Genomic DNA, 26,481 nt, shown 5'->3' on the forward strand with positions numbered 1-26,481 from the left:
GACGCGGCCGCGTCACGCTCCGACGAATGAGTAGGTAACAGATGCCGATCACTGTCGACACGGCCTTTCTCGACACGATGCCGGCCAACGTGGCCGTCCAGTTCTTCGACCGCGTCGCCGCGTCGCCCGACAGCGAGGCCTTCCGCTTCCCGCGCGGCGAGGCCTGGGAGTCGGTCACCTGGAAGCAGGCCGGGGACAAGGTCGAGGCGCTCGCCGCGGGCCTGATCGCGCTGGGCGTCGAGCCCGAGCAGCGCGTCGGCATCGCCTCGGGCACCCGCTACGAGTGGATCCTCGCCGACCTCGCGATCATGTGTGCCGCCGGCGCCACCACCACGGTCTACCCGAGCACCAACGCCGAGGACACGACGTACATCCTGGGTGACTCCGAGAGCCGGGTCGTCTTCGTCGAGGACGCCGAGCAGCTCGCCAAGCTCACCGCGCACCGCGCCGAGCTGCCCCACGTCGACAAGGTCGTCATCTTCGACGGCCAGGGCGACGGGGACTGGGTCATGAGCCTGGACGACCTCGCTGCTCTGGGTGCGGAGAAGCTCGCCGCGGAGCCCGACGTCGTGCGCAAGACGTCGCAGGCGATCCGTCCCGACCAGCTGGCCACCTTGATCTACACCTCCGGCACGACGGGGCGCCCCAAGGGCGTGCGGCTGCGCCACTCGTCCTGGGTCTACGAGGGCGAGGCGATCCGCGCGCAGGGGATCCTCGGTCCCGACGACCTCGAGTTCCGCTGGCTGCCGATGGCGCACTCGTTCGGCAAGGTGCTCATGTCGACCCAGATGGCGTGCGGCTTCGCGGCCGCCATCGACGGTCGGGTCGAGAAGATCGTCGACAACCTGGGCGTCGTGAAGCCCACCTTCATGGGAGCTGCACCGCGCATCTTCGAGAAGGCGCACGGTCGCATCGTCACCATGCAGGCAGCCGAGGGTGGCGCCAAGGAGAAGATCTTCAAGAACGCCTTCAAGGTCGGCCTCGAGGTCGAGCGGCTCAAGCGCGAGGGCAAGTCCGTGCCGCTGGGCCTCAAGGTCCAGCACGGGCTGTTCGACAAGCTGGTCTTCAGCAAGATCCGCGACCGCTTCGGCGGAAACGTGCGCTTCTTCATCTCCGGTGCCGCGGCTCTCAACCGCGACATCGCCGAGTGGTTCGGCGCGGCCGGCATCAAGATCCTCGAGGGCTACGGCCTCACCGAGACCTCGGCCGGCTCGTTCGTCAACCACCCCGACCAGAACAAGTTCGGCACGGTCGGCCCGGTCTTCCCCGGCAGCGAGGTCAAGCTCGGCGACAACGACGAGATCATGATCAAGGGTCCCGGCGTCATGGACGGCTACCACAACCTCCCCGAGGAGACCGCGAAGACGCTGACCTCCGACGGCTGGCTGCGGACCGGCGACAAGGGCGCGGTCGACGAGGACGGCCACCTCGTCATCACCGGCCGGATCAAGGAGCTCTTCAAGACCTCCGGCGGCAAGTACATCGCCCCGCCGGCGATCGAGTCGAAGTTCAAGGCCGTGTGCCCCTACGCCAGCCAGTTCATGGTGTTCGGCGACGAGCGCAACTACTGCGTCGCCCTCGTCACCCTCGACCCGGACGCCATGGCCGGCTGGGCCGAGGAGAACGGCATGGGCGGCAAGTCCTACACCGAGATCGTCCGGTCCGACGAGGTGCAGAAGATGGTCGGCGACTACGTCGACGAGCTCAACAGCCACCTCAACCGCTGGGAGACCATCAAGAAGTGGAAGCTCCTCGACCACGACCTCACGGTCGAGTCGGGCGAGCTCACCCCGTCGATGAAGGTCAAGCGCAACGTGGTCCAGGACAACAACCAGGCGCTCATCGACGAGATGTACGCCTAGTCGCTTCTCGTCCGACGGGTGCCGGTGGGAGACCGCTGGCACCCGTCCGGCATTCCCGGCGTGGTTGGATACCGGCGTGCCCCCCGCTCAACCCGACGGCGACGTCGCGCCCGAGGACGGCCTGCTGCCCGACGAGGCGTGGGCGGAGCTCGGCAGCAAGCCCTTCGGCCTCTACGTGCACGTGCCGTTCTGCAGCGTCCGCTGCGGCTACTGCGACTTCAACACCTACACCGCCCTCGAGCTCGGCGACGAGGTCGGCGCGAGCCGCTCGTCGTACGCCGAGGCGGCCATCCGCGAGATCCGCTTCGCCCGGCAGGTCCTGGGCCACCGCGACGTGCCGATCGAGACGATCTTCTTCGGCGGCGGCACGCCGACCCTCCTGAAGCCCGCCGACCTCGGCGCGATCGTCGCGAGCGCCGCCGCCGAGTTCGGGTTGGCGGACGACGTCGAGATCACCACCGAGGCCAACCCCGACAGCGTGGCGGCGTGGGACCTCGAGGAGCTGCGGACCGCGGGCTTCAACCGGATCAGCTTCGGCATGCAGTCAGCCGTCGACCACGTGCTGCGCACCCTGGACCGCACCCACGACCCGATGCGGGTGCCCGCCGCGGTCGACTGGGCCCGCCGGGCGGGCTTCGACGACGTCAGCCTCGACCTGATCTACGGCACGCCGGGGGAGTCGCTCACCGACTGGGAGACCTCCGTCGACGCCGCGCTGGCCTGCGAGCCCGACCACGTCTCGGCCTACTCCCTCATCGTCGAGGAGGGCACGGCCATGGGGCGCCAGGTGGCCCGCGGCGAGCTGCCGATGCCCGACGAGGACGACCTGGCCGACAAGTACCACCTCGCCGACGAGCGGTTCTCCGCCGCCGGGATGCGCTGGTACGAGGTGTCCAACTGGGCGACCTCGCCCGACCACTGGTGCCGGCACAACCTCATCTACTGGACGGGCGGCCACTGGTGGGGCGTCGGCCCCGGAGCCCACTCCCACGTCGGCGGCGTGCGCTGGTGGAACGTCAAGCACCCGGCGGCGTACGCCGAACGGCTCGCGCGCGGCGTCTCCCCGGCCCTGGCCCGGGAGGTGCTCGGCTTCCGCGACCAGAAGGTCGAGCGGATCCTGCTCGAGATCCGCCTCGTCGAGGGCCTGCCCGTCTCCGTGCTCGAGGCCACCGGTCGCTCCCACGTCGCACGCCTGGTCTCCGAGGGCCTCGTGGAGCTCGTCGCCGAGCGCCTCGTCCTCACCCAGCGCGGCCGGCTCCTCGCCGACGCCGTGGTCCGCGACCTCGTGGACTGAGCCAGCGCGCCCGTCGGTCGAGGCGCGAGCCCAGCCCTCGGTGGTTGAGGTGCGAGCGGAGCGAGCCTCGAAACCCTCCACAGATCTCGACCACCCCCTCGCGGACCAGTGCCGGGTCGTCGGACGATCGATGAATGCCCTTCGTCTACATGCTCCGCTGCTCCGACAGCTCCTACTACGTCGGCAGCACGCGGAGTCTGGAGCTGCGCCTGTTCCAGCACAACTCGGACAGGGACGGAAGCGCCTACACGCGCACCAGGCGTCCGGTCACGTTGGTGTGGCACGCCGAGGTCGAGCACGTCGGTGAGGCATTCAGCCTCGAGAAGCAGATCCAGGGCTGGGGCAGGAGGAAGCGCGAGGCGCTGATCCGTGGCGACTTCGAGCTGCTTCCTGGGCTGTCCTCGCGCCGGGGTGGCAGCCCGAGAGCCGGCGGTTGAGGTGCCCGTTCAGCCCCTACGCCGACCGAGGGGTTTCGAGGCTCGTCGCTGGCGCTCCTCGCACCTCAACCATCGAGGGGGCGGCGCTCCTCGTACCTCAGCCATCGATGGGCGAGACAGTCGCTCAGGGAAGCGTCGTGAAGTCGATGAGCTCCTCGACGCGACCGAGGAGGGCCGGCTCGAGGTCGGCGTAGGAGGTGACCCGGCCGAGGATGTGCTTCCAGGCGCGGGCGATGTCGGCCTGGTCGCGGTGGGGCCAGCCGAGCTGCTGGCAGGTGCCGGTCTTCCAGTCGATGCCCTTGGGCACCGCCGGCCAGCGCGGGATGCCGAGGCGGTCGGGCTTGACCGCCTGCCACACGTCGATGAAGGGGTGGCCGACGACGAGGACGTGCTTGCCGATGGGGGAGCGGGCGATGCCCTGGGCGATCCGCGCCTCCTTCGAGCCCGGGACCAGGTGGTCGACGAGGACACCGACGCGGCGCTGCGGCCCGGGCTTGAAGTCGCGCAGGTGGTCGGCGAGGTCGTCGACGCCGCCGAGGAACTCGACCACGACGCCCTCGACCCGCAGGTCGTCGCCCCAGACCTTCTCGACGAGCTCTGCGTCGTGGCGGCCCTCGACGAAGATGCGGCTCGCGCGCGCCACGCGGGCGCGCGTCGTGGGCACGGCGACCGAGCCCGACGCCGTACGGGTGGGTGCGGCGGGTGCGCCGGAGCGGACCGGACGGGTGAGGATCACGGGCTTGCCCTCGAGCAGGAAGCCGGGGCCGAGGGGGAACGTACGACGCTTCCCGCGCCGGTCCTCGAGCGTCAGCGTGTCGATGTCGCGGTCGCAGGCGACGACCTCGCCGCACCAGTCGGTCGTGACCTCCTCGACCACCATGCCGATCTCGGTCGGCACCTCGACGGCGCGGCCGTTGCGCGGGGCGCGCCAGTCACCCGAAAGGACGTCAGTTCCGTATCTGTCGAGAGCCACTGGTCTACGTTAGGCGGCCAGTCACGAGATCTCGGGGGGCACGCCGTGAGCACGCGCGCGGAATCAGCACGTCAACGCACGGCGTCGTCGTGGTTCGGTCGGCTCGGCGCGCTGCTGCGGCGCGAGCAGGGCGAGGAGGACGGTGTCTTCCGACCGGTCCGCCTCCCGCTGTGGATCGACCTGGGTGTCTCGGCGGGGATCATCCTCTTCATGGCCGGGACGTTCGTCGGCTTCTTCTACTGGCTCGCCCAGACCCGCTGATCAGTCGTCGGACGAGGTGTCCTCGGTGGACGCGTCGGGCTCCTCGGTGGCCTGGCCTGCTCCACCGCCGGTGACGTCGTCGCCCTGCTGGTCGGGAGCCTGGCTGGCGCCGTCGTCGTTGCCCAGGTCCTCCTGGGTGGCGTCCATCTCGAGCTCCTCGCGGCTCTTGGTCGCCTCGTCGTCGGGGTCGAGCGGCTCGGCGAGCGGGTTGTCCTCTCCCGGCTGCAGGTCCTCGGGGAGCTGGTCGTCGGAGATGCCGCCGATGGTGGCGGAGTCGGGGGACGCGGAGTCGCCGGAGTGGTCCGAGTCCGCGGGGCTGGTGCCGCTCGAGGCCTGCGGGGGCTCGGTGGACTGGCCCTGGTCGGCGGCGGACTCGGTCTGGGGCTCGGTGTTCTCGCTCATCACCCAGTCCTACCGAGGCTCCGGCGGCCGCGTCCAGCCCCCTCGGGGTGGGCGGGCCTCAGATGAGCGGCAGCCGCTTCTGGCTGCGGGGCAGGTGCTCGTAGCCGAGGCGCACGGCGCTCTCGAGGAGCTCGCGGTCCCACGGCCACTCGCCCTGGGCGAGCGCCTCGGACTGCGGCACGCCGCGAGAGGCGAGGTCGCGGATCGTCTCGGCGACCACCCCGAGCTCGACGCGCTGGTCCTGGACGAACTCCCGGTCGACGACCACGCCATGGCCGGGCACGACCACGGTGGCGTCGGTCATCAGACCCATCACGAGGTCGAGCGTGGTCGGCCACTCCAGGGGCCAGGAGTCGTCGCCGATGAACGGCGGGTCCGACTCCTCGACGAGGTCCCCGGCGATGACGACGTCGGCGTCCGGGACGCGTACGACGAGGTCGCCCGAGGTGTGCCCGCGGCCCGGGTGGATCAGCTCGACCGCCCGGTCGCCGAGGTCGAGCTGGACGGCGGAGGAGAAGGTGTGGGTCGGCAGGTGCAACGTGGTCGCGAGGATCTCCTCGCGACGCGGGTGGTCGGTGGCCTGCTCGTACTTCTCGAAGGTGTGGCGGGCCGACTCCTCGATGTGGTCGCGCGCCCACTCGGTGGCGTGGACCGGTATGTCGCCGAACTGCTCGACCATGGTGGCGTTGCCGAAGTGGTGGTCCCAGTGCTCGTGGGTGTTGACGAGTCCGGTCAGCGGCCCGGCGCCGAGGCGGCGTACGTCGTCGGCCACGACGCGCGCCTCCGCGGCCGAGCCGTGGGTGTCCACCATGAGCAGCCCGTCCGTGCCGCCGACGAGGGTGATGTTGACGTGCATCCAGTCGTAGTGCGCCACCCAGACCCGCGGGGCGACCTCGGTGAACCGGGGAGTGGTGTCGGGCATGCCCGGGAGCCTACGGACTCCTAGTAGTCTTGGCACTCAGGTGAATCGAGTGCCAGAGCCGACGAAGGAGGTTCCATGGTCGACGACCGCAAGCTCGACGTGCTGCGCGCGATCGTGGAGGACTACGTCGCCACCGAGGAGCCGGTCGGCTCGAAGGCGCTCGTCGAGCGCCACGGGCTGGGCGTGTCCCCGGCGACCGTGCGCAACGACATGGCCGCGCTGGAGGACGAGGGCTACATCCACCAGCCGCACACCAGCGCCGGGCGGGTGCCGACCGACAAGGGCTACCGCCTGTTCGTCGACAAGCTCACCACGCTCAAGCCGATGAGCGTGGCCGAGCGGCGTGCGATCTCCACCCTGCTCGACGGCGCCGTCGACCTCGACGACGTGGTGCAGAAGTCGGTGCGGCTGCTGAGCCAGCTCACCCGGCAGGTCGCGATCGTGCAGTACCCCACGCTCTCGCGCTCCACGGTCCGCCACGTCGAGCTCGTCGCGCTGACGCCCACCCGGCTGATGCTGATCCTGATCCTGAGCACCGGCCGCGTCGAGCAGCGTCTGGTCGAGCTGGACGCGCCGCTGGCCGACGCCGACCTCGCCGAGCTGCGGGTCGCGGTCAACCAGGTCAGCGCCGGCGTCCAGATCGCCGCCGCGGCGTCGGCGCTCGGCGACCTGCCCGACGTCGTGCGCCCGGAGCAGGCTGACACCACCCGCACCGTCGTCGGCGTCCTCGCCGAGGCGATGTCCGACCACCGCAGCGACGAGCGGGTCGCGGTGAGCGGCACCGCCAACCTCGCCCGCTACGGCGACTTCGACACCGCGGTCCGGCCGCTCCTGGAGGCGCTCGAGGAGCACGTCGTGCTGCTCAAGCTGCTGGGGGAGTCGGGTGCCGACGCGGTCACCGTGCGCATCGGCCACGAAGGCCCCTACACCGAGCTCGCCGCGACCAGCGTCGTGGCGACCGGCTACGGCCCGCTCGAGAACCACCTCGGTTCCCTGGGCGTGGTCGGCCCGACCCGTATGGACTACCCCGGATCCATGGCAGCCGTGCGCGCCGTCGCGCGCTACGTCTCGCGGATCCTCGATGAAGGAAACCAGTGACACAGGACCCCTACGAGATCCTCGGCATCTCCCGTGATGCCAGCGCCGACGAGATCAAGAAGGCCTACCGCAAGCTGGCCCGACAGCTCCACCCCGACGTCAACCCGGACCCGGAGACGCAGGAGCGCTTCAAGGACGTCTCCCGCGCCTACGAGGTGCTGAGCGACCCCGGCAAGCGGGCGGCGTACGACCGGGGCGGCGACGCGTTCAGCCAGGGCTTCGGCGGTGCCGGCCAGGGCTTCTCGTTCACCGACATCATGGACGCGTTCTTCGGTGGCGGCGGCGCCGGCGGGTCTGCCTCGCGCGGACCGCGATCGCGTGCGCGGCGCGGCCAGGACGCCCTGATCCGTCTCGACGTCACGCTCGCCGAGGCGGCGTTCGGCGTGACCCGCGAGATCAAGGTCGACACGGCGCTCACCTGTGAGGCGTGCGAGGGCCAGGGCACCGCACCGGGCACCTCGCCGATCACCTGCGAGACCTGCCACGGCCAGGGCGAGGTCGCCGTGGTGCAGCGCTCGTTCCTCGGCGAGATCCGCACGCTGCGCCCGTGCGCGGCCTGCCGCGGCTACGGATCGATCATCCCCGAACCCTGCCGGGAGTGCTCCGGCGACGGCCGGGTCCGCTCGCGTCGCACGCTGACGGTCAAGATCCCCGCGGGCGTCGACCACGGCACCCGCGTCCAGCTCTCCGGGCAGGGCGAGGTCGGACCCGGCGGCGGGCCCGCCGGTGACCTCTACGTCGAGATCCACGTCGAGCCCCACAAGACCTTCACCCGCCACGGCAGCGACCTGCACACCACGATCTCGCTGCCGATGACGGCCGCCGCCCTCGGCACCCAGCTCACCCTGCCGCTGCTCGAGGCCGACGTCGCGTCGGCGGACTCCGGCACCGCCACGACCTACGACCTCGAGATCCGCCCCGGCACCCAGTCGGGCAGCGAGCAGGTGATCCGCGGCTTCGGCGTGCCGAGCCTGCGCGGGGGTCGCGGCGACCTGGTCGTCAGCATCTCCGTCGACACCCCGACCCGGCTCGACCCGCGGCAGGAGGAGCTGCTGCGCGAGCTGGCCGCGATCCGCGGCGAGGAGACCCCGGACGGCCAGGTCGAGGCGCCGCACAAGTCGATGTTCGGCCGGCTCCGCGACGCCTTCCAGGGCTGACCCGTGTCGCTGCCGGTCCACCTCGTCGACGCGCTGGACGGAGTCGCACCGGGGTCGGTCGTCGAGGTCACCGGCGACGAGGCGCACCACGCCGTCGCCGTACGTCGGTTGCGTGAGGGTGAGCAGGTCGTCCTGACCGACGGCCTCGGGACCTCGGTCACCGGGACCGTCGCGTCGACCGGCAAGCGCGTCTTCGAGGTGTCGGTCGCGTCGGTGACCACGGACCCGCGGCCCGAGCCGGCGATCACCGTCGTGCAGGCGCTGCCCAAGGGCGAGCGGGGCGAGCTCGCCGTCGAGGTGCTGACCGAGGTCGGCGTCGACCGCATCGTGCCGTGGGCGGCCGCGCGGTCGGTCGCGGTCTGGAAGGGCGAGCGCGCCGCGAAGTCCCACGCGAAGTGGCAGGCCACCGCCCGGGAGGCGGCGAAGCAGTCGCGACGGTCCTGGCTGCCGACCGTCACGCCGCTGGCGACGACCGCCGACCTCGCCGCCCTGGTGGCCGAGGCCGACCTGGCTGTCGTGCTGCACGAGGACGCGACCGCCCCGCTCAGCGCGGTCGACGTGCCGACGACGGGCCGGATCGTCGTCGTCGTGGGACCGGAGGGCGGGATCGCACCCGAGGAGCTGTCGGCCCTGGCCGAGGCAGGGGCACGGAGCGTACGACTGGGTGCCGAGGTGCTGCGGACGTCGACCGCCGGCGTCGTCGCGGTCGCCGCCCTGCTCGCGCGCACGGGCCGCTGGGCCTGAGTCAGTCGATGACCGTGATCCGGCGGGTGTCGGTGTCGAACATCCCCGCGCCCGACGGGTCGTCGGTCCGGGAGATCACGACGTAGTCGCCCGGCGGCACGTCGGTGAGGTCGAAGGTGACCTCGAACGGGAACAGCCTGTCCTCGTTCCACCCTGCGATGGTCGGCTCCTCGGCCACCACCTCGGTGCCCTCCCAGCGCTGGATCCGCGTGACGACGTTGCCCTCGAACGAGTTGGCCGCGCCGCGGACCACGAAGGGCTCGTCGTTGTCGACGACCTGGCCCTCGAAGGGGTCGGACAGGCTGACGTGGGCGAGCACGTCCAGGTCGGGTCGGGTCGTGACGGGCTCCGACGTCGGCACGCCGAGCAGCGTGTCGACGGGGTCGCCGAACAGGAGGAACCGCACCGGCAGGCGGTCGCCCACGGCGGCCTGCGCGGTGCGGACGAGGGCCTCGATCGCGAGCTGGGCCTCCTCGGCCGAGAGCTCTCCCCGGGACCGCAGGTCGCCCTCGGGGTCGCCGCCCAGGGAGACCTCGATGGAGTCGCCGGTGGAGCTCATCTCCGCCGAGGCGTTGGTGAGCGCCGGCCACACCACCCGGTAGTCGGGATCGTGGTCATCAGCGGGGAGGGGCCTGCCGTCGGGGGTCCTCCCGACGGCTGCCGCCACGGCGACGGACAGGGTGTCGTGGCGATCCAGGGTGAGGAACTCGCGGTAGAGGCGCGGCCCCGCGGGGGTGTCGCCGATGTAGTAGATGGCGCGCACGCCCTCGGTGGAGCGACGCAGCTCCTCCAGGTCGTCGACATGCTGGGACCGGTCGTCGACCGACGTCGGGGTGGGCGACGGCTCGGCCGGCTCCGGCGCGGTCGTGCGGGGGGTGCCACCGGTGGTGAGGGCGAGTGCCGTCACGACGGAGGCCGCGACCAACCCGACCCCTCCGGCGACCCACCACCCGCGGCCGCCGCGACGGGCCGAGGTGGCAGCCCGGATCGCGTCGAGCCGGTCGCCCGGCTCGACGCCCGCAGCCACCTCGTGCAGCAGGTCGCGGACCTCGTCGTCCCTCATGGGGCCGGTCATGACGGCTCCTCCCAGTCGCCGAGCAGCTCGCGCAGGGCGGTGCTGCCTCGGTGTGCGTGTGCCTTGACCGCGCCGCGCGAGATGCCCAGCGCGTCGGCGATCTGGGCCTCCGACCAGTCCAGGTAGTAGCGGAGCACGAGCACCTCTCGCTGGCGCTCGGAGAGCCTGAGCAACGCGTCACGGACGGCGTCGCGGCGGGCCCCGCCGACGTTCGGGCCGTCGACCGTCACGTCGCAGGCCGACGACGCGCGCACGTGCCTCTCGACGACGACGCGGTGCCGCAGCGCGGAGCGCGAGCGGTTGACGAGCGCCTGGCGCAGGTAGGCCAGCGCCTTGTCGGGGTCGCGCAGCCGCGACCACTTCCCGTGCATCGCGACGAAGGCGTCCTGCACCACGTCCTCGGCGGCGGCCTGGTCGTGGACGAGCAGCACGGAGAGCCGGACGAGCTGGCGCCAGTGGGCGGCGTACAGCTGCGCGACGGCGGCGTCGGCGTCAGCACCGGTCAGGGCGAGGTGCTCGCGCACGGGCACCCTCCCTCGAAGCGGTGTGGTCCTGGTGGTCACGCAGTGTGACGCGCCAGGCGGGGAACAGGTTGACGCCTACTGCACGGTGATCAGCTTGGTGTCGACGCTGGGTCCGTCGCCCTCGGCGCCGCCGCTGGGGTCGTCGGTCTCGCACTGCAGGAGGACGTCACCCGTCCCGGCGTCGGCGAGCGGGATCTCGACCTCGAACGGGAAGAGGCGGTCCTCCATCCACCCCTCCGCCTGGTAGGGGACGACGGCGACCTCCTGGTCGCTCGCGATCAGCCGGCAGGGGCCGCTCGCCTCGAAGGAGTTGGCCACGCCGGTGACCGTCAGCGTGTCGCCGGTGACGGTGTCACCCTCGGCCGGCGAGGTGATGCTCACCAGGTTGAGGGTGCGGAGCGCGCTGGCGGCTGTGACCTGCCTGTCGAGGGAGAGGCCGAAGAGCCGGGCCTCGGCGTCGCCGCGCTCGACGACGACCGGGATCCGCTCCTGCTGGACTCCCTGGAGCGTGTAGACCAGCTGCTGCAGGGCGAGCCTCGCCATCCGCTTCGACATGCCGTCGGGTCGCTCGGTGAACCCGTCGCCCGGGATGTCGACGAGCAGGATGCCGTCGGTGGCCGTGACGCCCGAGACCTCCACCTGGGGCCAGAGGGTGCGGTAGTCGGGGTCGTCCGGCTCGCCCCCTCCCATGACGAGCCGGGCGGCCTCGGTCAGCGGGTCGCCGGTGACACGGTGGAACTCCCGGAAGAGCCGCGGCCTGCCACCCGGGCCGTCGCCGACGAAGTAGACCGGCACCGCCGTGCCCGCCGACTCCGACGGCGTCTCGGAGGGGGTCTCGGACGGCGACTCCGTGGGGGACGGAGAGACGTCCTTGCGCGGCTTCGGGGACTTCGGAGCCGGCTCCCGGCTCTCGCCGGAGGCAGGCACCGGGTCGTCGGAACCGCTGCACCCGGCCAGGGCCAGGGTGCTGGCGAGGACGACGGCGGTCGCGCCCGCCCAACGTCGTACGAGGGGCCGGGAGGCGGGGAAGGTCATGTCGGTCACGGTAGTTGGACGTGCGGCCCGTCCTTTCGGTCACACGCCGCGGGGCCAGAGCCTAGGCTGGGGCGATGAGCGCGACCGCACCCGACTGCATCTTCTGCAAGATCGTCGCCGGCGACCTCCCGGCCGAGGTCCTCGGGCGCAGCGAGCACGCCATCTCGTTCAAGGACCTCCACCCGCAGGCGCCGTTCCACGCGCTCGTGGTGCCGTTCGAGCACCACGAGAACGCCGCTGCGTCCGCCGCGGCCGACCCGGCGATCCTCGGCCACGCAGTGGCGCTGGCCGACGAGGTCGCGAGGGCCGGAGGGTTCCCGGAGTACCGCCTGATCGCCAACACGGGCCCCACGGCCGGGCAGAGCGTCTTCCACACCCACTTCCACGTCCTCGGCAGCTCGCCGGGCATGACCGAGTCCCTGGTCTGAGCGCGATGTCCCTCCGGCTGCACCGCACCCGCGCCGCGCTGGCCGCCCTCCTCGCCTCGGGCCTGCTCGCCCTGTCCGCCTGTGGCGGCGGCGCCTCCGACGACGAGCGTCGCGCCACCCAGCCCGCCGACGCCTCGACCTCGTCGGGCGCCGAGGAGCCGTCCGAGGCAGCCGCGGAGGGCGCAGAGGGCCACGACGGCCACCACGCCGAGCCGGTGAAGGCCAGGCCGCTGCGCCCCGGCGAGACGCGTACGACGATCGCGATGCCCGGCAGCTACACGCCGTCCGCGCCCTACGGCACCGGCACCGACGACTACCGCTGCTTCCTGCTCGACCCGGAGCTCGACCACGACATGTGGCTCACCGGCACGCACGTGCTGCCCGGAAACCCCGAGGTCGTGCACCATGTGATCCTCTTCCAGGTCCCGCCGGAGCAGGTGGCCGCGGCCGAGGCCAAGGACGCCGCCGAGGAGGACGAGGGCTGGACCTGCTTCGGCGGCACCGGGCTCGACCGCTTCCAGGACGTCGACAACGCCGCCTGGATCGGGGCCTGGGCCCCTGGGGGCCGGGAGTCGGTGGTCAAGCCCGGCTTCGGGGTCCGGCTGGCCAAGGGCAGCCGGGTCGTGATGCAGGTGCACTACAACCTGCTCGCCGGTCAGCAGCCCGACACCTCCGCCGCGCAGCTGCGGCTGGCGCCCGGCAAGCGGCCCTACCAGGCGCTGAGCACCATGCTGCTGCCCGCGCCGGTCGAGCTCCCGTGCCGGCCGCAGCACTCCGACGGCGAGCTGTGCGACCGCGACGCCGCGCTGGCCGACGTCAAGCAGCGCTTCGGCGCCGAGGGCAACACCGCCGACGCCCTCTACTTCCTCTGCGGCGGGAAGCCGCAGCCCGGCAACGTGCAGTCGTGCACCCGCACCCTGGGCGCGCCGATCACGATCCACGGTGTCGCCGGCCACATGCACCTGCTCGGCCGCTCGATCAGGATCGAGGTCGATCCGGGCACCCCGCAGGCCAGGACCATCCTCGACATCCCGGTCTGGGACTTCGACGACCAGGGGAGCCGGCCGATCGAGCCGGTGCACCTCGACGCCTTCGAGCAGGTCAAGGTCACCTGCACCCACGTGCAGTGGCTGCGCGACAGGCTGCCGTCCTTCGAGGGCCAGCCCGACCGTTACGTCGTGTGGGGTGAGGGCACCACCGACGAGATGTGCCTCGGGATGCTGCAGGTCACCCGCCCCTGAGCCACCGGTGCGACCGGGTGGGCCCCGCGTCGCTCGCTCGGTAGCATGGAAGGGCTCTGCCACCGACCCGGAAGGCCGCCCGTCACGGGCATCCATGACTGACACGACCCGCAGCACCCCCAGGGCTGACGCCCAGCAGGACAAGCCGACCCACACGGTCATCGTCCCCAACAGCATCGACATGGTCTCGGTCCTGGGCCCGGGTGACGAGCACCTCCGGTTGATCGAGCGGGCCTTCGACGCCACTGTCCACGTGCGCGGCAACCGGATCACCCTGGCCGGCGACTCCGCCGAGGTCGCGACCGCCGAGCGGCTCCTCGACGAGATCGTCACCATCGTGCGCACCGGGCAGGGCGTGACGGGGGAGACGGTCGAGCGGATCATCCAGATGCTGCGGACGGAGACCCAGGAGCGCCCGGCCGACGTGCTGAGCCTCAACATCCTCTCCAACCGCGGCCGCACGATCCGACCCAAGACGCTCAACCAGAAGCGCTATGTCGAGTCGATCGACAAGAGCACGATCACCTTCGGCATCGGACCCGCCGGCACCGGCAAGACCTACCTGGCGATGGCCAAGGCCGTGCAGGCGCTGCAGGCCAAGGAGGTCAACCGGATCATCCTCAGCCGTCCGGCCGTCGAGGCGGGCGAGAAGCTCGGGTTCCTGCCCGGCACGCTGAGCGAGAAGATCGACCCCTACCTGCGCCCGCTCTACGACGCGCTGCACGACATGGTCGACCCGGAGACCATCCCCAAGCTGCTGGCGGCCGGCACCATCGAGGTGGCGCCGCTGGCGTTCCTCCGCGGCCGCTCGCTCAACGACTCCTTCATCATCCTCGACGAGGCGCAGAACACCACGCCCGAGCAGATGAAGATGTTCCTGACCCGTCTCGGCTTCGGCTCGCGGATCGTCGTCACTGGCGACACCACCCAGGTCGACCTGCCCAACGGCACCAAGTCCGGGCTGCGGGTGGTCGAGGGCATCCTCGACGGCGTGGAGGACATCGCGTTCTGCCGCCTCACCGGCACCGACGTCGTACGCCACCGGCTGGTGAGCCGCATCGTCGAGGCCTACGAGGTCTTCGACGCCCAGGAGGAGCGCCCCCGTCCGCGGTCCGGCCCCTCGAAGGCCGAGCGGGGCCCGCGATGAGCATCGAGGTCCTCAACGAGTCGGGCCTGGACTTCGACGTACGCCGCCTGTCGCGCCTCGCGCGCTTCGTGATGGAGCAGATGCGGGTCCACCCGCAGGCCGAGCTGTGCATCAAGGCCGTCGACGAGGACACCATCGCCGAGCTCAACCAGCAGTGGATGGACAAGGACGGGCCGACCGACGTGCTCGCCTTCCCCATGGACGAGCTGCGGCCCGGGAAGGTCAACGAGGAGCCCGAGGAGGGCGTGCTCGGCGACCTGGTCCTGGCGCCGGCTGTCGCGGAGCGCCAGGGCGAGGAGGCCGGCCACGGCCGCGAGGCCGAGATCGACCTGCTCACGGTCCACGGCATCCTGCACCTGCTCGGCTACGACCACGCCGAGCCGGAGGAGCACGCCGTGATGTTCGGCCTGCAGGGCGAGCTGCTCGAGAAGTGGCGCGCGGCCGAGGGCCCTGCCTGATCATGACCGCCGACATCTGGCAGCTGGTCTCGGCCACCCTGCTGGTGCTGCTCGCCGGCCTCTTCTCGGCCGCCGACGCCGCACTCAACGGATTCTCGCGCGCACGCGCCGAGGAGCTGCGCGCCGAGGGGCGCCCCGGGGCCGCCCGCCTCCTGGCGATCCTCGACGACCCGCCGCGCTACCTCAACACCGCGCTCCTGCTGCGCCTGCTGTGCGAGATCAGCGCCATCGTGCTGGTCACCACGTGGGCCCGCGACGCCTACAGCGGCGCCTGGCTCCCGACCGTGCTCACCACCATCGGCGTGATGTTGGTCGTCTCGTTCGTCGCGATCGGCGTCGCGCCGCGCACGGTGGGCCGCCAGCACGACGCCCGCGTCGCGCTGCTCTCGGCCGGCCCGATCTCGCTGGTGACCACGATCCTCGGCCCGATCCCGGCGCTGCTGATCCTGCTGGGCAACGCGATCACCCCCGGCAAGGGGTTCAGCGAGGGACCGTTCTCCACCGAGACCGAGCTGCGGGAGCTGGTCGACCTGGCCGAGGCCGGCGCGATCATCGAGTCCGGCGAGCGCCGGATGATCCACTCCGTCTTCGAGCTCGGCGACACCATCGCCCGCGAGGTGATGGTGCCGCGACCCGACGTGGTCTACATCGAGCGCCACAAGAACATCCGCCAGACGCTGTCGCTCTTCCTGCGCAGCGGCTACTCCCGCATCCCGGTCATCGGCGAGAACCTCGACGACATCGTCGGCATGGCCTACCTCAAGGACCTCGTCCGGCGTGACTTCGAGGCGCCCGACGCGGAGTTCACCCAGCGGGTCGACGAGGTGATGCGCCCGGTGCACTACGTGCCGGACTCCAAGCCGGTCGACGCGCTGCTCACCGAGCTCCAGGCGCGCCGCCAGCACATCGCGGTCGTCGTCGACGAGTACGGCGGCACCGCCGGCCTGATCACCATCGAGGACGTGCTGGAGGAGATCGTCGGCGAGATCACCGACGAGTACGACGACGAGGAGGTCGAGGTCGAGCACGTCGAGGGCGGCGCGATCCGCGTCTCCTCCCGCTACCCGGTCGACGACCTCGACGAGCTCGTCGGCTTCGCGGTCGAGGACGACGACGTCGACAGCGTCGGCGGCCTGATGGCCAAGCACCTCGGCAAGGTCCCGATCCCCGGGTCGGTGGTGGAGTGCCACGGCCTGCGGCTGGAGGCGGAGCGCGCCACGGGCCGCCGCAACAAGATCGACACGGTGATCGTCACGGTGCTGCCGGAGCGGGACGGGGACAGCGACGACGACGCCTCGGCGCCTCACTAGGCTGGCCGCCATGACCGACCTGTCAGCCGACCTCGACGCCGAGGACGCCAAGCTGGTGACCCTGGCACGCGCGACCCGGGCCCGCGCGCGTGCTCTCGAGGGTGCCGCGGTGCGCGACCTCGACGGACGGACCTACGCCGCCGCGAGCATCCGCCTCGAGCACCTGCAGCTGTCGGCGCTCGACGTCTGCGTGGCGATGGCGATCTCGTCCGGCTCGTCCGGGCTGGAGGCCGCGGTGGTGCTCACCGACGCCGACTCGCCCGACCTGCGAGCGGTGAGCGAGTTCGCTGGTCCAGACGTCCCGGTCCTCGTCGGCGGCCCCGACGGGCGCCTCCACACGCGGCAGAGCACGCACGCCCCCTGATCCCTCGCGAGCAGGCGCGCGACTCGCTAGCGTGGAGACGTGCGTACGCCGGTGGGTTGGGAGGTCCACTCCGAGGGGGTGGCGAGGCTGCTCGAGTCGTGGGCTGCCCTGCCGCAGGGATCGCCGGTCCGGCTGGCCAAGCGCACGAGCAACCTGTTCCGCGGTCGCGAGGCGCACGGCACGGGGCTCGACGTGTCCGGCCTCGCGGACGTCATCGAGGTCGACGGCGACGTCGCCGAGGTGCAGGGGATGTGCACCTACGAGCACCTCGTCGAGGTGACGCTGGCGCACGGCCGGATCCCGCTGGTGGTGCCGCAGCTGCGGACGATCACCCTGGGCGGGGCGGTGAGCGGGCTCGGCATCGAGTCGACCAGCTTCCGCAGCGGACTGCCGCACGAGTCGGTGCTGGAGATGGACGTCCTCACCGGCTCCGGCGAGGTGGTGACCACCAAGCCTGGTGACGACCTCTTCGACGCCTTCCCCAACTCCTACGGCTCCCTCGGCTACGCCACCCGGCTGCGCATCGAGCTCGAGCCGGTCCCGGCCTACGTCGCGCTGCGCCACGTGCCGTTCGCAGACGCGCGTGCCCTGGCCGACGCAGTCACGCGCATCGTCGAGGAGGGCGAGTGGGACGGCGAGCGCGTCGACGGGCTCGACGGGGTCGCCTTCGAGCCGGGCATCCTCCACCTCACGCTGGCCCGCTGGACCGACGAGCCCGGCCCGACGAGCGACTACACCGGCCAGCAGGTCTACTACCGCTCGATCCGACAGCGCATGACCGACCGGCTGACCATGCACGACTACCTCTGGCGCTGGGACACCGACTGGTTCTGGTGCTCGCGTGCGTTCGGCGCGCAGCACCCGGTCGTACGCCGCCTGTGGCCGCGCCGGCTGCGGCGCTCCGACGTCTACTGGAAGCTGGTCGCCCTCGACCGGCGTCTGGGCATCGGTGACCGGCTCGACCGCCGAGCAGGGCGCCCGCAGGGCGAGCGCGTCGTGCAGGACGTCGAGATCCCCGTCGACCGGCTCGCGGAGTTCCTCGACTGGTTCGACCGCGAGGTGGGCATGCGCCCGGTGTGGCTGTGCCCGCTGCGGTTGCGGAGGGACGATGCGAACGGGGCCAGGCCCTGGCCCGGCTACCCGCTGAGCCCCGGGACGACGTACGTCAACGTCGGGTTCTGGGGCGTGGTCAACGTCGGGCCCGAGGCCCCGCACTCCCCGCGCAACCGGGCCGTCGAGGCGAAGGTGACCGAGCTCGGCGGCCACAAGAGCCTCTACTCCGAGGCGTTCTACGACCGCGACGCCTTCGACCGCCTCTACGGCGGCGCCGACCTGGAGCGCGTCAAGGCGTTGCACGACCCCGACGACCGACTGACCGCGCTCTACGACAAGGTGGTGGGACGACGATGAGCCTGGGCTCCAACCTCAATGCAGGCGCTCGTGGGCGGATGTCCATCGGTGACGCGATGGACCGGCTGGTGCGCGGCGGGCTCCCGGTGCGCTTCACGGCGTACGACGGCAGCAGCGCAGGGCCTCCCGACGCCGCGATCGGGATGCACCTGCGCAACCAGCGCGGCCTGTCCTTCCTGATGACCGCGCCGGGCGACCTCGGCATGGCGCGGGCCTACGTCAGCGGCGACCTGGACCTCACCGGCGTCCACCCGGGCGACCCCTACGACGCGCTGGTGCTGCTCAAGGACCACACCAAGTTTCGCGTGCCCACGCCGGCCGAGGCCCTGCACATCGCCCGCAGCCTCGGGCTCTCGCACCTGCGCCCGCCCGCCCCGCCGCCGCAGGAGCACCTGCCGCGCTGGCGCCGGGCCGTGGAGGGCCTGCGGCACTCGATGGTGCGCGACGCCGAGGTGATCTCGCACCACTACGACGTCTCCAACCGCTTCTACGAGAAGGTGCTGGGCCCGTCGATGGCCTACACCTGCGCGCTCTACGAGACGCCCGACGCCTCCCTCGAGGAGGCCCAGGCCGCCAAGTTCGACCTGGTCTGCCGCAAGCTCGACCTCCGGCCGGGCCAGCGGCTGCTCGACGTCGGTTGCGGCTGGGGCACGATGGTCCGCCACGCCGCCGCGGCCTACGGCGTCAAGGCCCTCGGTGTGACGCTGTCGCTCGAGCAGGCCCAGTGGGCCAAGGAGGCGATCGACCGCGAGGGTCTCGCCGACCTCGCCGAGGTGCGGCACCTCGACTACCGCGACGTGGTGGAGACCGGCTTCGACGCGGTCAGCTCGATCGGCCTCACCGAGCACATCGGGGTCCGCAACTACCCGGCGTACTTCACCCACCTGCGCGACCGGCTCAAGCCGGGTGGGCGCCTGCTCAACCACAGCATCACCAGGCCGAGCAACGGCCGCAAGGAGACGGGCGCGTTCATCGATCGCTACGTCTTCCCCGACGGCGAGCTCATCGGCTCCGGCACGATCATCACCGCCATGCAGGACCAGGGCCTCGAGGTGCAGCACAGCGAGAACCTGCGCCTGCACTACGCCGCCACGCTCAGGGACTGGAACCGCAACCTGGTCGACCACTGGGACGAGTGCGTCGCCGAGGTGGGTGAGGGCACGGCCCGGGTGTGGGGGCTCTACATCGCCGGCTCGCGGGTCGGCTTCGAGCGCGACGAGGTCGAGCTGCACCAGGTCCTCGCGACCCGCAACGACGCGGACGGACGGTCCGGGTTCCCGATGCGCCCCGACTGGTGAGGCGGCGATAGCCTCGTCCGGTGAGCACCCGTGCAGCCCAGTTCCAGGCGACCGTCCGTCGCCGTGAACCGCTGACGGACCACCTCGTCCGGCTGGTCCTCGACGGCCTCGACGGCTTCGTGAGCACCGGCGTTCCCGACGAGTGGGTCGGCCTCGTGGTGCCCGGGCAGTTCCAGAGCCGCTACTACACCGTGCGGTCCCTCCGGGACGGCGAGCTCACCCTCGACGTCGTGGTCCACGACGTCGGGCTGGTCACCGAGTGGGCCATGCGCGACTGCGTCGGCGACACCGTCACGATCACCGAGCCCAAGTCGTCGTTCGCGCCGCCGGCCGACGCCGCGTGGCTGCTGCTCGTCGGCGACCTCACCGCCATGCCGGCGATCGCCCGCATCGTCGAGACCCATCCCGAGCTGCCGACGTACGTGCTGGCCGAGGTGCCCGACGACCTCGGCGGCTACCTGCCCGCGACGGCCGACGTCACCTGGCTGACGCCGCCGTCCGCGGGGCAGAGCGCGCTCGCCGAGGTCGTGGAGCACATCGAGTGGCCCGAGGGCGAGGGCTACTTCTGGATGGCCGGCGAGTCGGCGCAGATGCGCGCGATCCGCAAGCACCTGATGCGCGAGGTGAAGCTGCCGACCAGCCACTACGACGTGATGGGCTACTGGCGCGCCACCGCCGGCCGGCAGCCGCGCGCGGTCGATCCGGGCCCGATCTGGCGCGCGGGCAAGGCGGCAGGCAAGAGTGACGAGCAGATCTGGGCTGAGTACGACGCGGCGCGGGAGGCGAGCGATGGCTGACGAGCAGGACGACCAGCAGGTCGACGAGGTCGACGAGGGTGAGGTCGAGGACTTCGACGATGACGAGGACGACGACGACTTCGACCTGTCCGGGGTCGCCCCGGCCGGCGGGTTCTACCAGGCGCCCGAGGGCTTCCGGAGCGGCTTCGCGTCGTTCGTCGGTCGTCCCAACGCCGGCAAGTCCACGCTGACCAACGCGCTGGTCGGGCAGAAGATCGTCATCACCTCCTCCAAGCCGCAGACCACCCGCAACGTGGTGCGCGGCATCGTGCACCGCGACGACGCGCAGCTGATCCTCGTCGACACCCCGGGCCTGCACCGGCCGCGGACGCTGCTCGGCGAGCGGCTCAACGACCTCGTGCGCACGACGTGGGCCGAGGTGGACGTGGTCGCGGTCTGCTTCCCGGCCAACGAGAAGATCGGGCCGGGCGACCGGTTCCTGGTCACCGAGCTGGCGAAGGTGCGGCGTACGACCCGGATCGCGGTCGCGACCAAGACCGACCTCGTCACCCCCGAACAGCTCGGCCAGCACCTGCTGGACATCCAGGCGCTCGGTGAGGAGACCTCGACCGAGTGGGCCGAGATCGTGCCCGTGTCCGCGGTGTCGGGCGACCAGGTCCAGCTGCTGGCCGACCTGCTCGTGGGCCTGATGCCCGAGGGGCCCCCGCTCTACCCCGACGGCGACCTCACCGACGCGCCCGAGGAGGCGCTCGCGGCCGACCTGATCCGCGAGGCCGCGCTCGAGGGCGTGCGCGACGAGCTGCCGCACTCGATCGCCGTCGTCGTGGAGGAGATGGGCCTGCGCGAGGGGCGTCCCGACGACAAGCCGCTGCTGGACATCGTGGCCAACCTCTACGTCGAGCGTGACTCGCAGAAGGGGATCATGATCGGCCACAAGGGCTCCCGGCTGCGCGCGGTCGGCACGCAGGCGCGCAAGCAGATCGAGGCCCTCCTCGGCACCCCGGTCTACCTCGACCTCCAGGTCAAGATCGCCAAGGACTGGCAGCGCGACCCGCGCCAGCTGCGCAAGCTCGGCTTCTGATCGCACCTGCCGGCCGTGTGGCGGCGGCCGCTGAGGGTGGCGGCACATGACGTGGGCTGGGGTGAGCCTGGCGGCATACGACGTCGCAGCGGCTCGCGGGGATGTCGTATGCCGCCACCCTGGCGCGCGGGGATGTCGTACGGCCGCCACCGTCAGGCCGGCACCCAGCAGATCCCGTAGCGCTGTCCGGCCTCCCACTGCTCCTCGGTCGGGCTCTCCTGCGACCAGGTGAAGTCGAGCGGGTCGTCGGCCTGCGCCCGGGCGGCGTCGCGGCACGTGGACTCCATCCGGTCGGCGATGTCGGCCTGCTTCGGCAGCCGGCCCTTGCCCGGGAGGTCGACCGTCGACGACGCGCGCCAGGTGTGCCGAGCCCCGCAGCTGACCCGCTCGAACGCCTTCGTGCCGGGCGCCGCGGTCGCGCACATCGCGACGGCGGGTGCGTCGCCCCACCCCTTCGTGCGCCGCGGCAACGCCAGCAGCTGCCTCGGCGCGGCGACCGCCACCACGTCGCAGCGGAACCAGTCCGCACCCGCCTCGGCGCGCTTCGGGCTGGGGGTGAACCACACGGCCTGCGCCATGCTCAACCGCAGCTCGCGCGGGGGGACGCCGAGGTGGCGGGGCAGCCGCGTCGTGCAGGCCCGCCGCATCTGGCGCTGCGCGGCCTGGGAGTCAACCCGGCGCGAGAAGCCCGCCTTGGTCTCGAGGTCGAGGCGCCCGACGAAGTAGGTCTGGGCCGTGTGCTTCCTCCCGCAGGCGATCGGCTCGGTCCGCCCGACCACCGCGACCGCCTGGGCGAAGGTCAGCGCGTGGCACTCACCGACCTTGGGCTTCGGGCCGGGTTCGGGCGGCACCGTCTCCGAGGGGGTGGACGCGAGGGAGGGGGAGGCCGGAGCAGGGTCGGGGGCGTCCGCGGTCGGCGGCGACGTGCAGCCCGCCAGCGCGAGGGCGGCGAGCAGCAGGGCCGCGGCGCGCAACCCCCTCATCCCATCACCAGGGCCGCGAGCGTCCCGCCCAGCTCGTACGCCGTCTCCCTCTCCGCCTCGCCCACGTCGCCCAGCACCTCCAGGACCGGTGCGGCCTGGCGCCAGGGCAGCGCACCGACGATCGACTGCACCGAGCGCACCGCGCCCGTCGTGTCGTAGCGGCCGTGGACGTAGAGCCCGTAGGGCTTCTTGCCGCCCTCGGCCGCGGCGGCCGACCCGTCGTCGGTGAGGGCCCCGCCGGCCTGCAGGAAGATCGTGTCGAAGAAGTGCTTGAGCGCGCCGCTCATGTAGCCGAAGTTCGCCGGGGTGCCGAGCAGGTAGCCGTCCGCGGCGAGCACGTCGTCGGCGCCGGCCTCCAGGGCCGCCCGGACGACGACCTCCACCCCCTCGATCGCGTCGTCGCAGGCCCCGGCGACCACCGCGTCGGTCAGCGCGGAGACCGAGGGGGTCGGGGAGTGGTGGACCACCAGCAGTCGGGGCATGGCGAGAGCCTACGAGGGCAGGTAGCGTGGCGTGCCGTGACCTTCGAGGTGGCGGGCACGGCGTACGACCGGTACATGGGTCGCTACTCGCGCCCGCTCGCCGCCCGGTTCGGCGACTGGCTCGACCTCGCTCCCGGCCAGCGTGCGATCGACGTGGGCTGCGGCCCCGGTGCGCTCACCGGCGTTCTGGTGGACCGGCTCGGCGCCGACCACGTCGCGGCGGTCGACCCGTCCGCGCCCTTCGTCGAGGCCTGCCGCGAGCGCTTCCCGGAGGTCGACGTGCAGCGCGGGACCGCGGAGGCCCTGCCCCACCCCGACGACGCCTTCGACGTCGCGGCTGCGTGCCTCGTCGTGCACTTCATGACCGACCCCGTCGGCGGCCTGACCGAGATGAGGCGGGTGACCCGCGACGGCGGCTGGGTCGCGGCGACGGTGTGGGACCTGGCCGGCTCGCGCGCGCCCATGGCGCCGCTGTGGGAGGCCGCCGCCGAGGTGGCGCCCGAGCAGCCCGACGAGCGCGACTTCCAGGGCGGCTCCCGCGACAGCCTGGTCGGGATCCTGGAGGGAGCCGGGCTGCGCGACGTCGAGTCCGTCGAGCTGCCGGTGACCGTCACCCACCCGAGCTTCGAGGAGTGGTGGGAGCCCTACCTGCACGGCGTCGGGCCCGCCGGCGAGATGGTCGCCGCGCTCGACCCCGACCGCCGCACGCGGCTCGAGGAGACCCTGCGACGCAACCTCGGGCCGGGACCGTTCGACCTGACGGCGGTGGCGTACGGCGCCCGCGGGCGGGCCTGAGACGTCTCAGTCCGCGGGAGGCGGGAGACGTCCGTACGGGGGAGGTCTACTCTGGATCCCGTCATGATGCGCAGCCTGCTCCTCCTTCGCCGCCGCAACGAGGTCTGACCCGGCCCCCTCGTTGCGGAGTGTGGTGCGCGCCGGTCGCCCCTACCGCCCACCTCATCAGCGCAGCGAGGAAGCCATGACCAACCTGAGCAACACCACCAACCGGCAGGCGCCGAGCCCGATGCCGTACGCCCGCTACACGCCGTTCGTGCCCGTCGACGTGCCCGACCGCACCTGGCCGACGAAGAAGGTCGAGAAGGCCCCGCGCTGGCTCTCCACCGACCTGCGCGACGGCAACCAGGCGCTGATCGACCCGATGACGCCGGCCCGCAAGCTCACCATGTTCGAGCTGCTGGTGCGGATGGGCTACAAGGAGATCGAGGTCGGCTTCCCCAGCGCCAGCCAGACCGACTTCGACTTCGTGCGCAAGCTCGTCGAGGAGGACCGGATCCCCGACGACGTGCAGATCTCGGTGCTCACGCAGGCCCGGGAGGACCTCATCGAGCGCACCGTCGACTCGCTCGTCGGCGCCCCGCGCGCCACCATCCACCTCTACAACGCCACGGCGCCGTTGTTCCAGCGCGTGGTCTTCAACGTCACCCCCGACGAGTGCCGCAACATCGCGGTCCGCGGGACGGAGATGGTGATGAAGTACGCCGAGGAGCGCCTCGGCGGCATCGTCGGCAGCGAGGACTTCGGCTACCAGTACAGCCCGGAGATCTTCACCCAGTCCGACACCGACTTCGCGCTCGACGTCTGCGAGGCGGTCTCCGACGTGTGGCAGCCCGAGGCCGGTCGCGAGATCATCCTCAACCTGCCCGCCACGGTCGAGATGTCGACGCCCAACACCTACGCCGACCAGATCGAGTACTTCGGCCGGGGCCTGACCCGCCGCGAGCACTCCGCGATCAGCCTGCACCCGCACAACGACCGCGGCACGGCCGTCGCCGCGACCGAGCTGGCGCTGATGGCCGGGGCCGACCGCGTCGAGGGCTGCCTGTTCGGCCACGGCGAGCGCACCGGCAACGTCGACCTGGTGACGCTGGGCATGAACCTCTTCAGCCAGGGCATCGACCCCAAGATCGACTTCGCCCTGGGCGGCGAGGGCATCGACGAGATCCGGCGCACCGTCGAGTACTGCACCAACCTGCCGGTGCACCCGCGCCACCCCTACGCCGGAGACCTCGTCTACACCGCCTTCTCCGGCTCCCACCAGGACGCCATCAAGAAGGGGCTGGAGGACCTCGAGAAGAAGGCCGCCGCACTGGGCGTCGACGTGGGCGAGCTGCCGTGGGAGGCGCCGTACCTGCCGATCGACCCCAAGGACGTCGGCCGCACCTACGAGGCCGTGATCCGGGTCAACAGCCAGTCCGGCAAGGGGGGCGTGGCCTACGTCCTCAAGTCCGAGCACAAGCTCGACCTGCCGCGTCGTGCGCAGATCGAGTTCAGCCGCGTGGTGCAGCAGCGCACCGACACCGACGGCGGCGAGATCACGCCCGAGGAGATCTGGTCGGTCTTCCGCGGTGAGTACCTCGACCGCGAGGCCCCGCTCAAGCTCAACTCCGTGCACACCTCGAGCGCCGCGGGGGAGAAGGACCAGCTCACCGTCGGGGTCTACGTCGACGGCGAGCGCCGCGAGCTCACCGGCTCGGGCAACGGCCCGATCAACGCCTTCACCAACGCGCTCAACGAGCTCGTCGAGGCCGAGCAGGCCGCCGGCAACCCGGTGTACGCCGACCGCGGCGAGGTCCGCGTCCTCGACTACCACGAGCACGCGCTGTCGTCGGGCGGCGACGCCATCGCGGCGGCGTACGTCGAGTGCGCGGTCGGCGAGAAGGTGCTGTGGGGCGTCGGGCTCGACGCCAACATCGTCACCGCCTCGCTGAAGGCCGTGACCAGTGCGGTCAACCGCGCGTGAGGGACAGTCCGCATCACGAAGCTCGTCGGTGGACATCCGGGACCAGTCCATTGATGCGGACTACATTGCTTCCATGCTGGTGAGCGAGCGGATCGGGCAGTTCTTCGTCGAGTCCGACGGCGGACGGGACCGGCTGGAGTACACCGAGTACGGCTCGGGTGACGAGTGGGTCGTGCTGCTGCACGGCCTGCTCATGCCGCGGCGGATGCAGCAGCCACTCGCCCGGGCGATGGCGGCGCACGGCCTGCACGTGGTCACGCTCGACCTGCTCGGGCACGGCCGCTCCGACCAGCCGGCCGACCCGCTGGTCTACTCGATGACGTCGTTCGGCGAGCAGGTGGTGGCGCTCCTCGACCACCTCGGCGCGGACCAGGCGGTCATCGGGGGCACCTCGCTGGGCGCCAACGTGTCGCTGGAGGTGGCCGTCATCGCGCCCGAGCGGGTCAAGGGCCTGATCGTCGAGATGCCGGTGCTCAACAACGCGCTCGTGGCGGGGATCCTGGCCTTCGTCCCGATCATGCTGGCCGCGCGCTACCTGCCCTTCACCGCCAACGCGCTGCAGAAGGCGTCGCGCGCGGTGCCGCGCGGGATCGTCCCGTTCTGGGCCGGGATCGGGCTCGACACGGTCGACCACCGCGCCGACTCCATCGCCTCGGTGCTGCACGGCGTGATCTTCGGGCGGCTGGCCCCCTCGTCGAGCCAGCGCCGCCGGATCCAGGCCCCGGTCTTCGTCGTGGGGCACCCGGTCGACCCGATCCACCCGTTCGTCGACGCCGACATGCTCGCGGCCGAGCTGCCCCACGTCCGTTTCGAACGCGCGTCCTCGATCCTGGAGTGGCGCTTCCGGCCCGACCGGCTGACGCAGGCGGCCGCCGACTTCGCCCTCGACTGCTGGGCGACCCCCGGCGCCGGCGCCACCCCGGTCCGGAAACGCTGACCACCGCACCCGGCCCCACCGGGGGCGGTGGGGGAGAAT

28 protein-coding genes are annotated in these 26,481 nt (G+C 71.9%); 20 read left to right on the forward strand and 8 right to left on the reverse strand.

Going from position 1 to position 26,481, the window contains the following annotated elements; translation table 11 throughout:
- The first annotated feature begins 41 nt into the window (after nucleotides 1–41).
- From ACS3YM_RS05125 to ACS3YM_RS05135, 3 genes are all read left to right on the forward strand, one after another.
- On the forward strand, nucleotides 42–1,862 hold the full coding sequence (locus tag ACS3YM_RS05125) for an AMP-dependent synthetase/ligase (protein ID WP_439939000.1): 1,821 nt from the start codon (nucleotides 42–44) through the stop codon (nucleotides 1,860–1,862).
- 76 nt (nucleotides 1,863–1,938) lie between these two features.
- Entirely contained in the window at nucleotides 1,939–3,156 is a 1,218-nt protein-coding gene (gene hemW / locus ACS3YM_RS05130; RefSeq protein WP_439939001.1) for a radical SAM family heme chaperone HemW, read from the forward strand.
- 134 nt (nucleotides 3,157–3,290) lie between these two features.
- Nucleotides 3,291–3,593, forward strand: coding sequence for a GIY-YIG nuclease family protein (locus tag ACS3YM_RS05135; RefSeq protein ID WP_439939002.1), 303 nt, complete (start codon nucleotides 3,291–3,293; stop codon nucleotides 3,591–3,593).
- A 124-nt stretch (nucleotides 3,594–3,717) separates the two neighbouring features.
- Here ACS3YM_RS05135 and ACS3YM_RS05140 read toward each other — a convergent pair whose 3' ends face one another.
- Nucleotides 3,718–4,566 (reverse strand): DUF3097 domain-containing protein, encoded by an 849-nt coding sequence (locus ACS3YM_RS05140; RefSeq protein WP_439939004.1) that lies wholly within the window; start codon nucleotides 4,564–4,566, stop codon nucleotides 3,718–3,720.
- A gap of 45 nt (nucleotides 4,567–4,611) precedes the next feature.
- Here ACS3YM_RS05140 and ACS3YM_RS05145 point away from each other — a divergent pair, with 45 nt between their 5' ends.
- On the forward strand, nucleotides 4,612–4,827 hold the full coding sequence (locus ACS3YM_RS05145; protein WP_439939005.1) for a hypothetical protein: 216 nt from the start codon (nucleotides 4,612–4,614) through the stop codon (nucleotides 4,825–4,827).
- On the opposite strand, the gene ACS3YM_RS05150 is transcribed toward ACS3YM_RS05145, so the two are convergent.
- Entirely contained in the window at nucleotides 4,828–5,229 is a 402-nt protein-coding gene (locus ACS3YM_RS05150) for a hypothetical protein (protein ID WP_439939006.1), read from the reverse strand.
- A 58-nt stretch (nucleotides 5,230–5,287) separates the two neighbouring features.
- Nucleotides 5,288–6,151, reverse strand: coding sequence for an MBL fold metallo-hydrolase (locus ACS3YM_RS05155; RefSeq protein ID WP_439939007.1), 864 nt, complete (start codon nucleotides 6,149–6,151; stop codon nucleotides 5,288–5,290).
- A gap of 75 nt (nucleotides 6,152–6,226) precedes the next feature.
- Here ACS3YM_RS05155 and hrcA point away from each other — a divergent pair, with 75 nt between their 5' ends.
- The 3 genes from hrcA to ACS3YM_RS05170 are packed head-to-tail and all read left to right on the forward strand — an operon-like array spanning nucleotide 6,227 to nucleotide 9,150.
- Nucleotides 6,227–7,249: a heat-inducible transcriptional repressor HrcA gene (gene hrcA / locus ACS3YM_RS05160; protein ID WP_439939008.1), complete on the forward strand. Its 1,023-nt coding sequence runs from the start codon at nucleotides 6,227–6,229 to the stop codon at nucleotides 7,247–7,249.
- On the forward strand, nucleotides 7,246–8,406 hold the full coding sequence (gene dnaJ, locus ACS3YM_RS05165) for a molecular chaperone DnaJ (protein ID WP_439939009.1): 1,161 nt from the start codon (nucleotides 7,246–7,248) through the stop codon (nucleotides 8,404–8,406). The genes hrcA and dnaJ overlap by 4 nt, the downstream gene beginning before the upstream one ends.
- A 3-nt stretch (nucleotides 8,407–8,409) precedes the next feature.
- A complete protein-coding gene (locus ACS3YM_RS05170; RefSeq protein ID WP_439939010.1) occupies nucleotides 8,410–9,150 on the forward strand; it encodes a 16S rRNA (uracil(1498)-N(3))-methyltransferase in 741 nt (246 codons plus the stop codon).
- 1 nt (nucleotide 9,151) lies between these two features.
- On the opposite strand, the gene ACS3YM_RS05175 is transcribed toward ACS3YM_RS05170, so the two are convergent.
- From ACS3YM_RS05175 to ACS3YM_RS05185, 3 genes are all read right to left on the reverse strand, one after another.
- On the reverse strand, nucleotides 9,152–10,225 hold the full coding sequence (locus ACS3YM_RS05175) for a Gmad2 immunoglobulin-like domain-containing protein (protein ID WP_439939011.1): 1,074 nt from the start codon (nucleotides 10,223–10,225) through the stop codon (nucleotides 9,152–9,154).
- Nucleotides 10,222–10,749 (reverse strand): SigE family RNA polymerase sigma factor, encoded by a 528-nt coding sequence (locus ACS3YM_RS05180; RefSeq protein WP_439939012.1) that lies wholly within the window; start codon nucleotides 10,747–10,749, stop codon nucleotides 10,222–10,224. Before ACS3YM_RS05180 ends, ACS3YM_RS05175 begins: the two co-directional genes overlap by 4 nt.
- A 75-nt stretch (nucleotides 10,750–10,824) precedes the next feature.
- Nucleotides 10,825–11,784 (reverse strand): Gmad2 immunoglobulin-like domain-containing protein, encoded by a 960-nt coding sequence (locus ACS3YM_RS05185; protein ID WP_439939013.1) that lies wholly within the window; start codon nucleotides 11,782–11,784, stop codon nucleotides 10,825–10,827.
- Nucleotides 11,785–11,858: 74 nt separating this feature from the next.
- On the opposite strand from ACS3YM_RS05185, the gene ACS3YM_RS05190 reads away from it, so the two are divergent.
- The 10 genes from ACS3YM_RS05190 (at nucleotide 11,859) to era (ending at nucleotide 21,279) form a co-directional block, all read left to right on the forward strand.
- Nucleotides 11,859–12,212, forward strand: coding sequence for an HIT domain-containing protein (locus tag ACS3YM_RS05190; protein WP_439939014.1), 354 nt, complete (start codon nucleotides 11,859–11,861; stop codon nucleotides 12,210–12,212).
- Between the two features lie 5 nt (nucleotides 12,213–12,217).
- On the forward strand, nucleotides 12,218–13,453 hold the full coding sequence (locus tag ACS3YM_RS05195; protein ID WP_439939015.1) for a hypothetical protein: 1,236 nt from the start codon (nucleotides 12,218–12,220) through the stop codon (nucleotides 13,451–13,453).
- Nucleotides 13,454–13,547: 94 nt separating this feature from the next.
- A complete protein-coding gene (locus ACS3YM_RS05200) occupies nucleotides 13,548–14,600 on the forward strand; it encodes a PhoH family protein (RefSeq protein WP_439939016.1) in 1,053 nt (350 codons plus the stop codon).
- A complete protein-coding gene (gene ybeY / locus ACS3YM_RS05205) occupies nucleotides 14,597–15,058 on the forward strand; it encodes an rRNA maturation RNase YbeY (RefSeq protein ID WP_439939018.1) in 462 nt (153 codons plus the stop codon). The genes ACS3YM_RS05200 and ybeY overlap by 4 nt, the downstream gene beginning before the upstream one ends.
- A gap of 2 nt (nucleotides 15,059–15,060) precedes the next feature.
- Nucleotides 15,061–16,368, forward strand: coding sequence for a hemolysin family protein (locus ACS3YM_RS05210; RefSeq protein WP_439939019.1), 1,308 nt, complete (start codon nucleotides 15,061–15,063; stop codon nucleotides 16,366–16,368).
- Nucleotides 16,369–16,378: 10 nt separating this feature from the next.
- Nucleotides 16,379–16,732, forward strand: a complete 354-nt coding sequence (locus tag ACS3YM_RS05215) for a cytidine deaminase (protein WP_439939020.1) — start codon at nucleotides 16,379–16,381, stop codon at nucleotides 16,730–16,732.
- A gap of 39 nt (nucleotides 16,733–16,771) precedes the next feature.
- Nucleotides 16,772–18,142 carry an FAD-binding oxidoreductase gene (locus ACS3YM_RS05220; RefSeq protein WP_439939021.1) on the forward strand — a complete coding sequence of 457 codons (1,371 nt, stop codon included), beginning with the start codon at nucleotides 16,772–16,774 and terminating at the stop codon, nucleotides 18,140–18,142.
- 38 nt (nucleotides 18,143–18,180) lie between these two features.
- Complete coding sequence (locus ACS3YM_RS05225; protein ID WP_439939022.1) at nucleotides 18,181–19,440, forward strand: class I SAM-dependent methyltransferase; 1,260 nt, start codon at nucleotides 18,181–18,183, stop codon at nucleotides 19,438–19,440.
- Between the two features lie 20 nt (nucleotides 19,441–19,460).
- Nucleotides 19,461–20,237 (forward strand): siderophore-interacting protein, encoded by a 777-nt coding sequence (locus ACS3YM_RS05230; RefSeq protein WP_439939024.1) that lies wholly within the window; start codon nucleotides 19,461–19,463, stop codon nucleotides 20,235–20,237.
- Nucleotides 20,230–21,279: a GTPase Era gene (era, locus tag ACS3YM_RS05235; protein WP_439939026.1), complete on the forward strand. Its 1,050-nt coding sequence runs from the start codon at nucleotides 20,230–20,232 to the stop codon at nucleotides 21,277–21,279. The genes ACS3YM_RS05230 and era overlap by 8 nt, the downstream gene beginning before the upstream one ends.
- A gap of 152 nt (nucleotides 21,280–21,431) precedes the next feature.
- Here the strand turns inward: era and ACS3YM_RS05240 are convergent, their stop codons facing one another.
- Nucleotides 21,432–22,262 (reverse strand): septum formation family protein, encoded by an 831-nt coding sequence (locus ACS3YM_RS05240; protein WP_439939027.1) that lies wholly within the window; start codon nucleotides 22,260–22,262, stop codon nucleotides 21,432–21,434.
- Nucleotides 22,259–22,744 carry a flavodoxin family protein gene (locus ACS3YM_RS05245; protein WP_439939028.1) on the reverse strand — a complete coding sequence of 162 codons (486 nt, stop codon included), beginning with the start codon at nucleotides 22,742–22,744 and terminating at the stop codon, nucleotides 22,259–22,261. Before ACS3YM_RS05245 ends, ACS3YM_RS05240 begins: the two co-directional genes overlap by 4 nt.
- Before the next feature lie 36 nt (nucleotides 22,745–22,780).
- Between ACS3YM_RS05245 and ACS3YM_RS05250 the strand changes: the two genes are divergently transcribed.
- The 3 genes from ACS3YM_RS05250 to ACS3YM_RS05260 all read left to right on the forward strand — a co-directional run bounded on the left by ACS3YM_RS05250 (nucleotide 22,781) and on the right by ACS3YM_RS05260 (nucleotide 26,442).
- Entirely contained in the window at nucleotides 22,781–23,539 is a 759-nt protein-coding gene (locus ACS3YM_RS05250; protein WP_439939029.1) for a class I SAM-dependent methyltransferase, read from the forward strand.
- Nucleotides 23,540–23,723: 184 nt separating this feature from the next.
- Nucleotides 23,724–25,505 (forward strand): 2-isopropylmalate synthase, encoded by a 1,782-nt coding sequence (leuA, locus tag ACS3YM_RS05255; RefSeq protein ID WP_439939030.1) that lies wholly within the window; start codon nucleotides 23,724–23,726, stop codon nucleotides 25,503–25,505.
- A gap of 73 nt (nucleotides 25,506–25,578) precedes the next feature.
- Nucleotides 25,579–26,442 (forward strand): alpha/beta fold hydrolase, encoded by an 864-nt coding sequence (locus ACS3YM_RS05260; RefSeq protein WP_439939031.1) that lies wholly within the window; start codon nucleotides 25,579–25,581, stop codon nucleotides 26,440–26,442.
- Nucleotides 26,443–26,481 lie beyond the last annotated feature (39 nt).

Source organism: Nocardioides sp. N13(2025) (genome assembly GCF_051912545.1).
Classification (GTDB): domain Bacteria; phylum Actinomycetota; class Actinomycetes; order Propionibacteriales; family Nocardioidaceae; genus Nocardioides.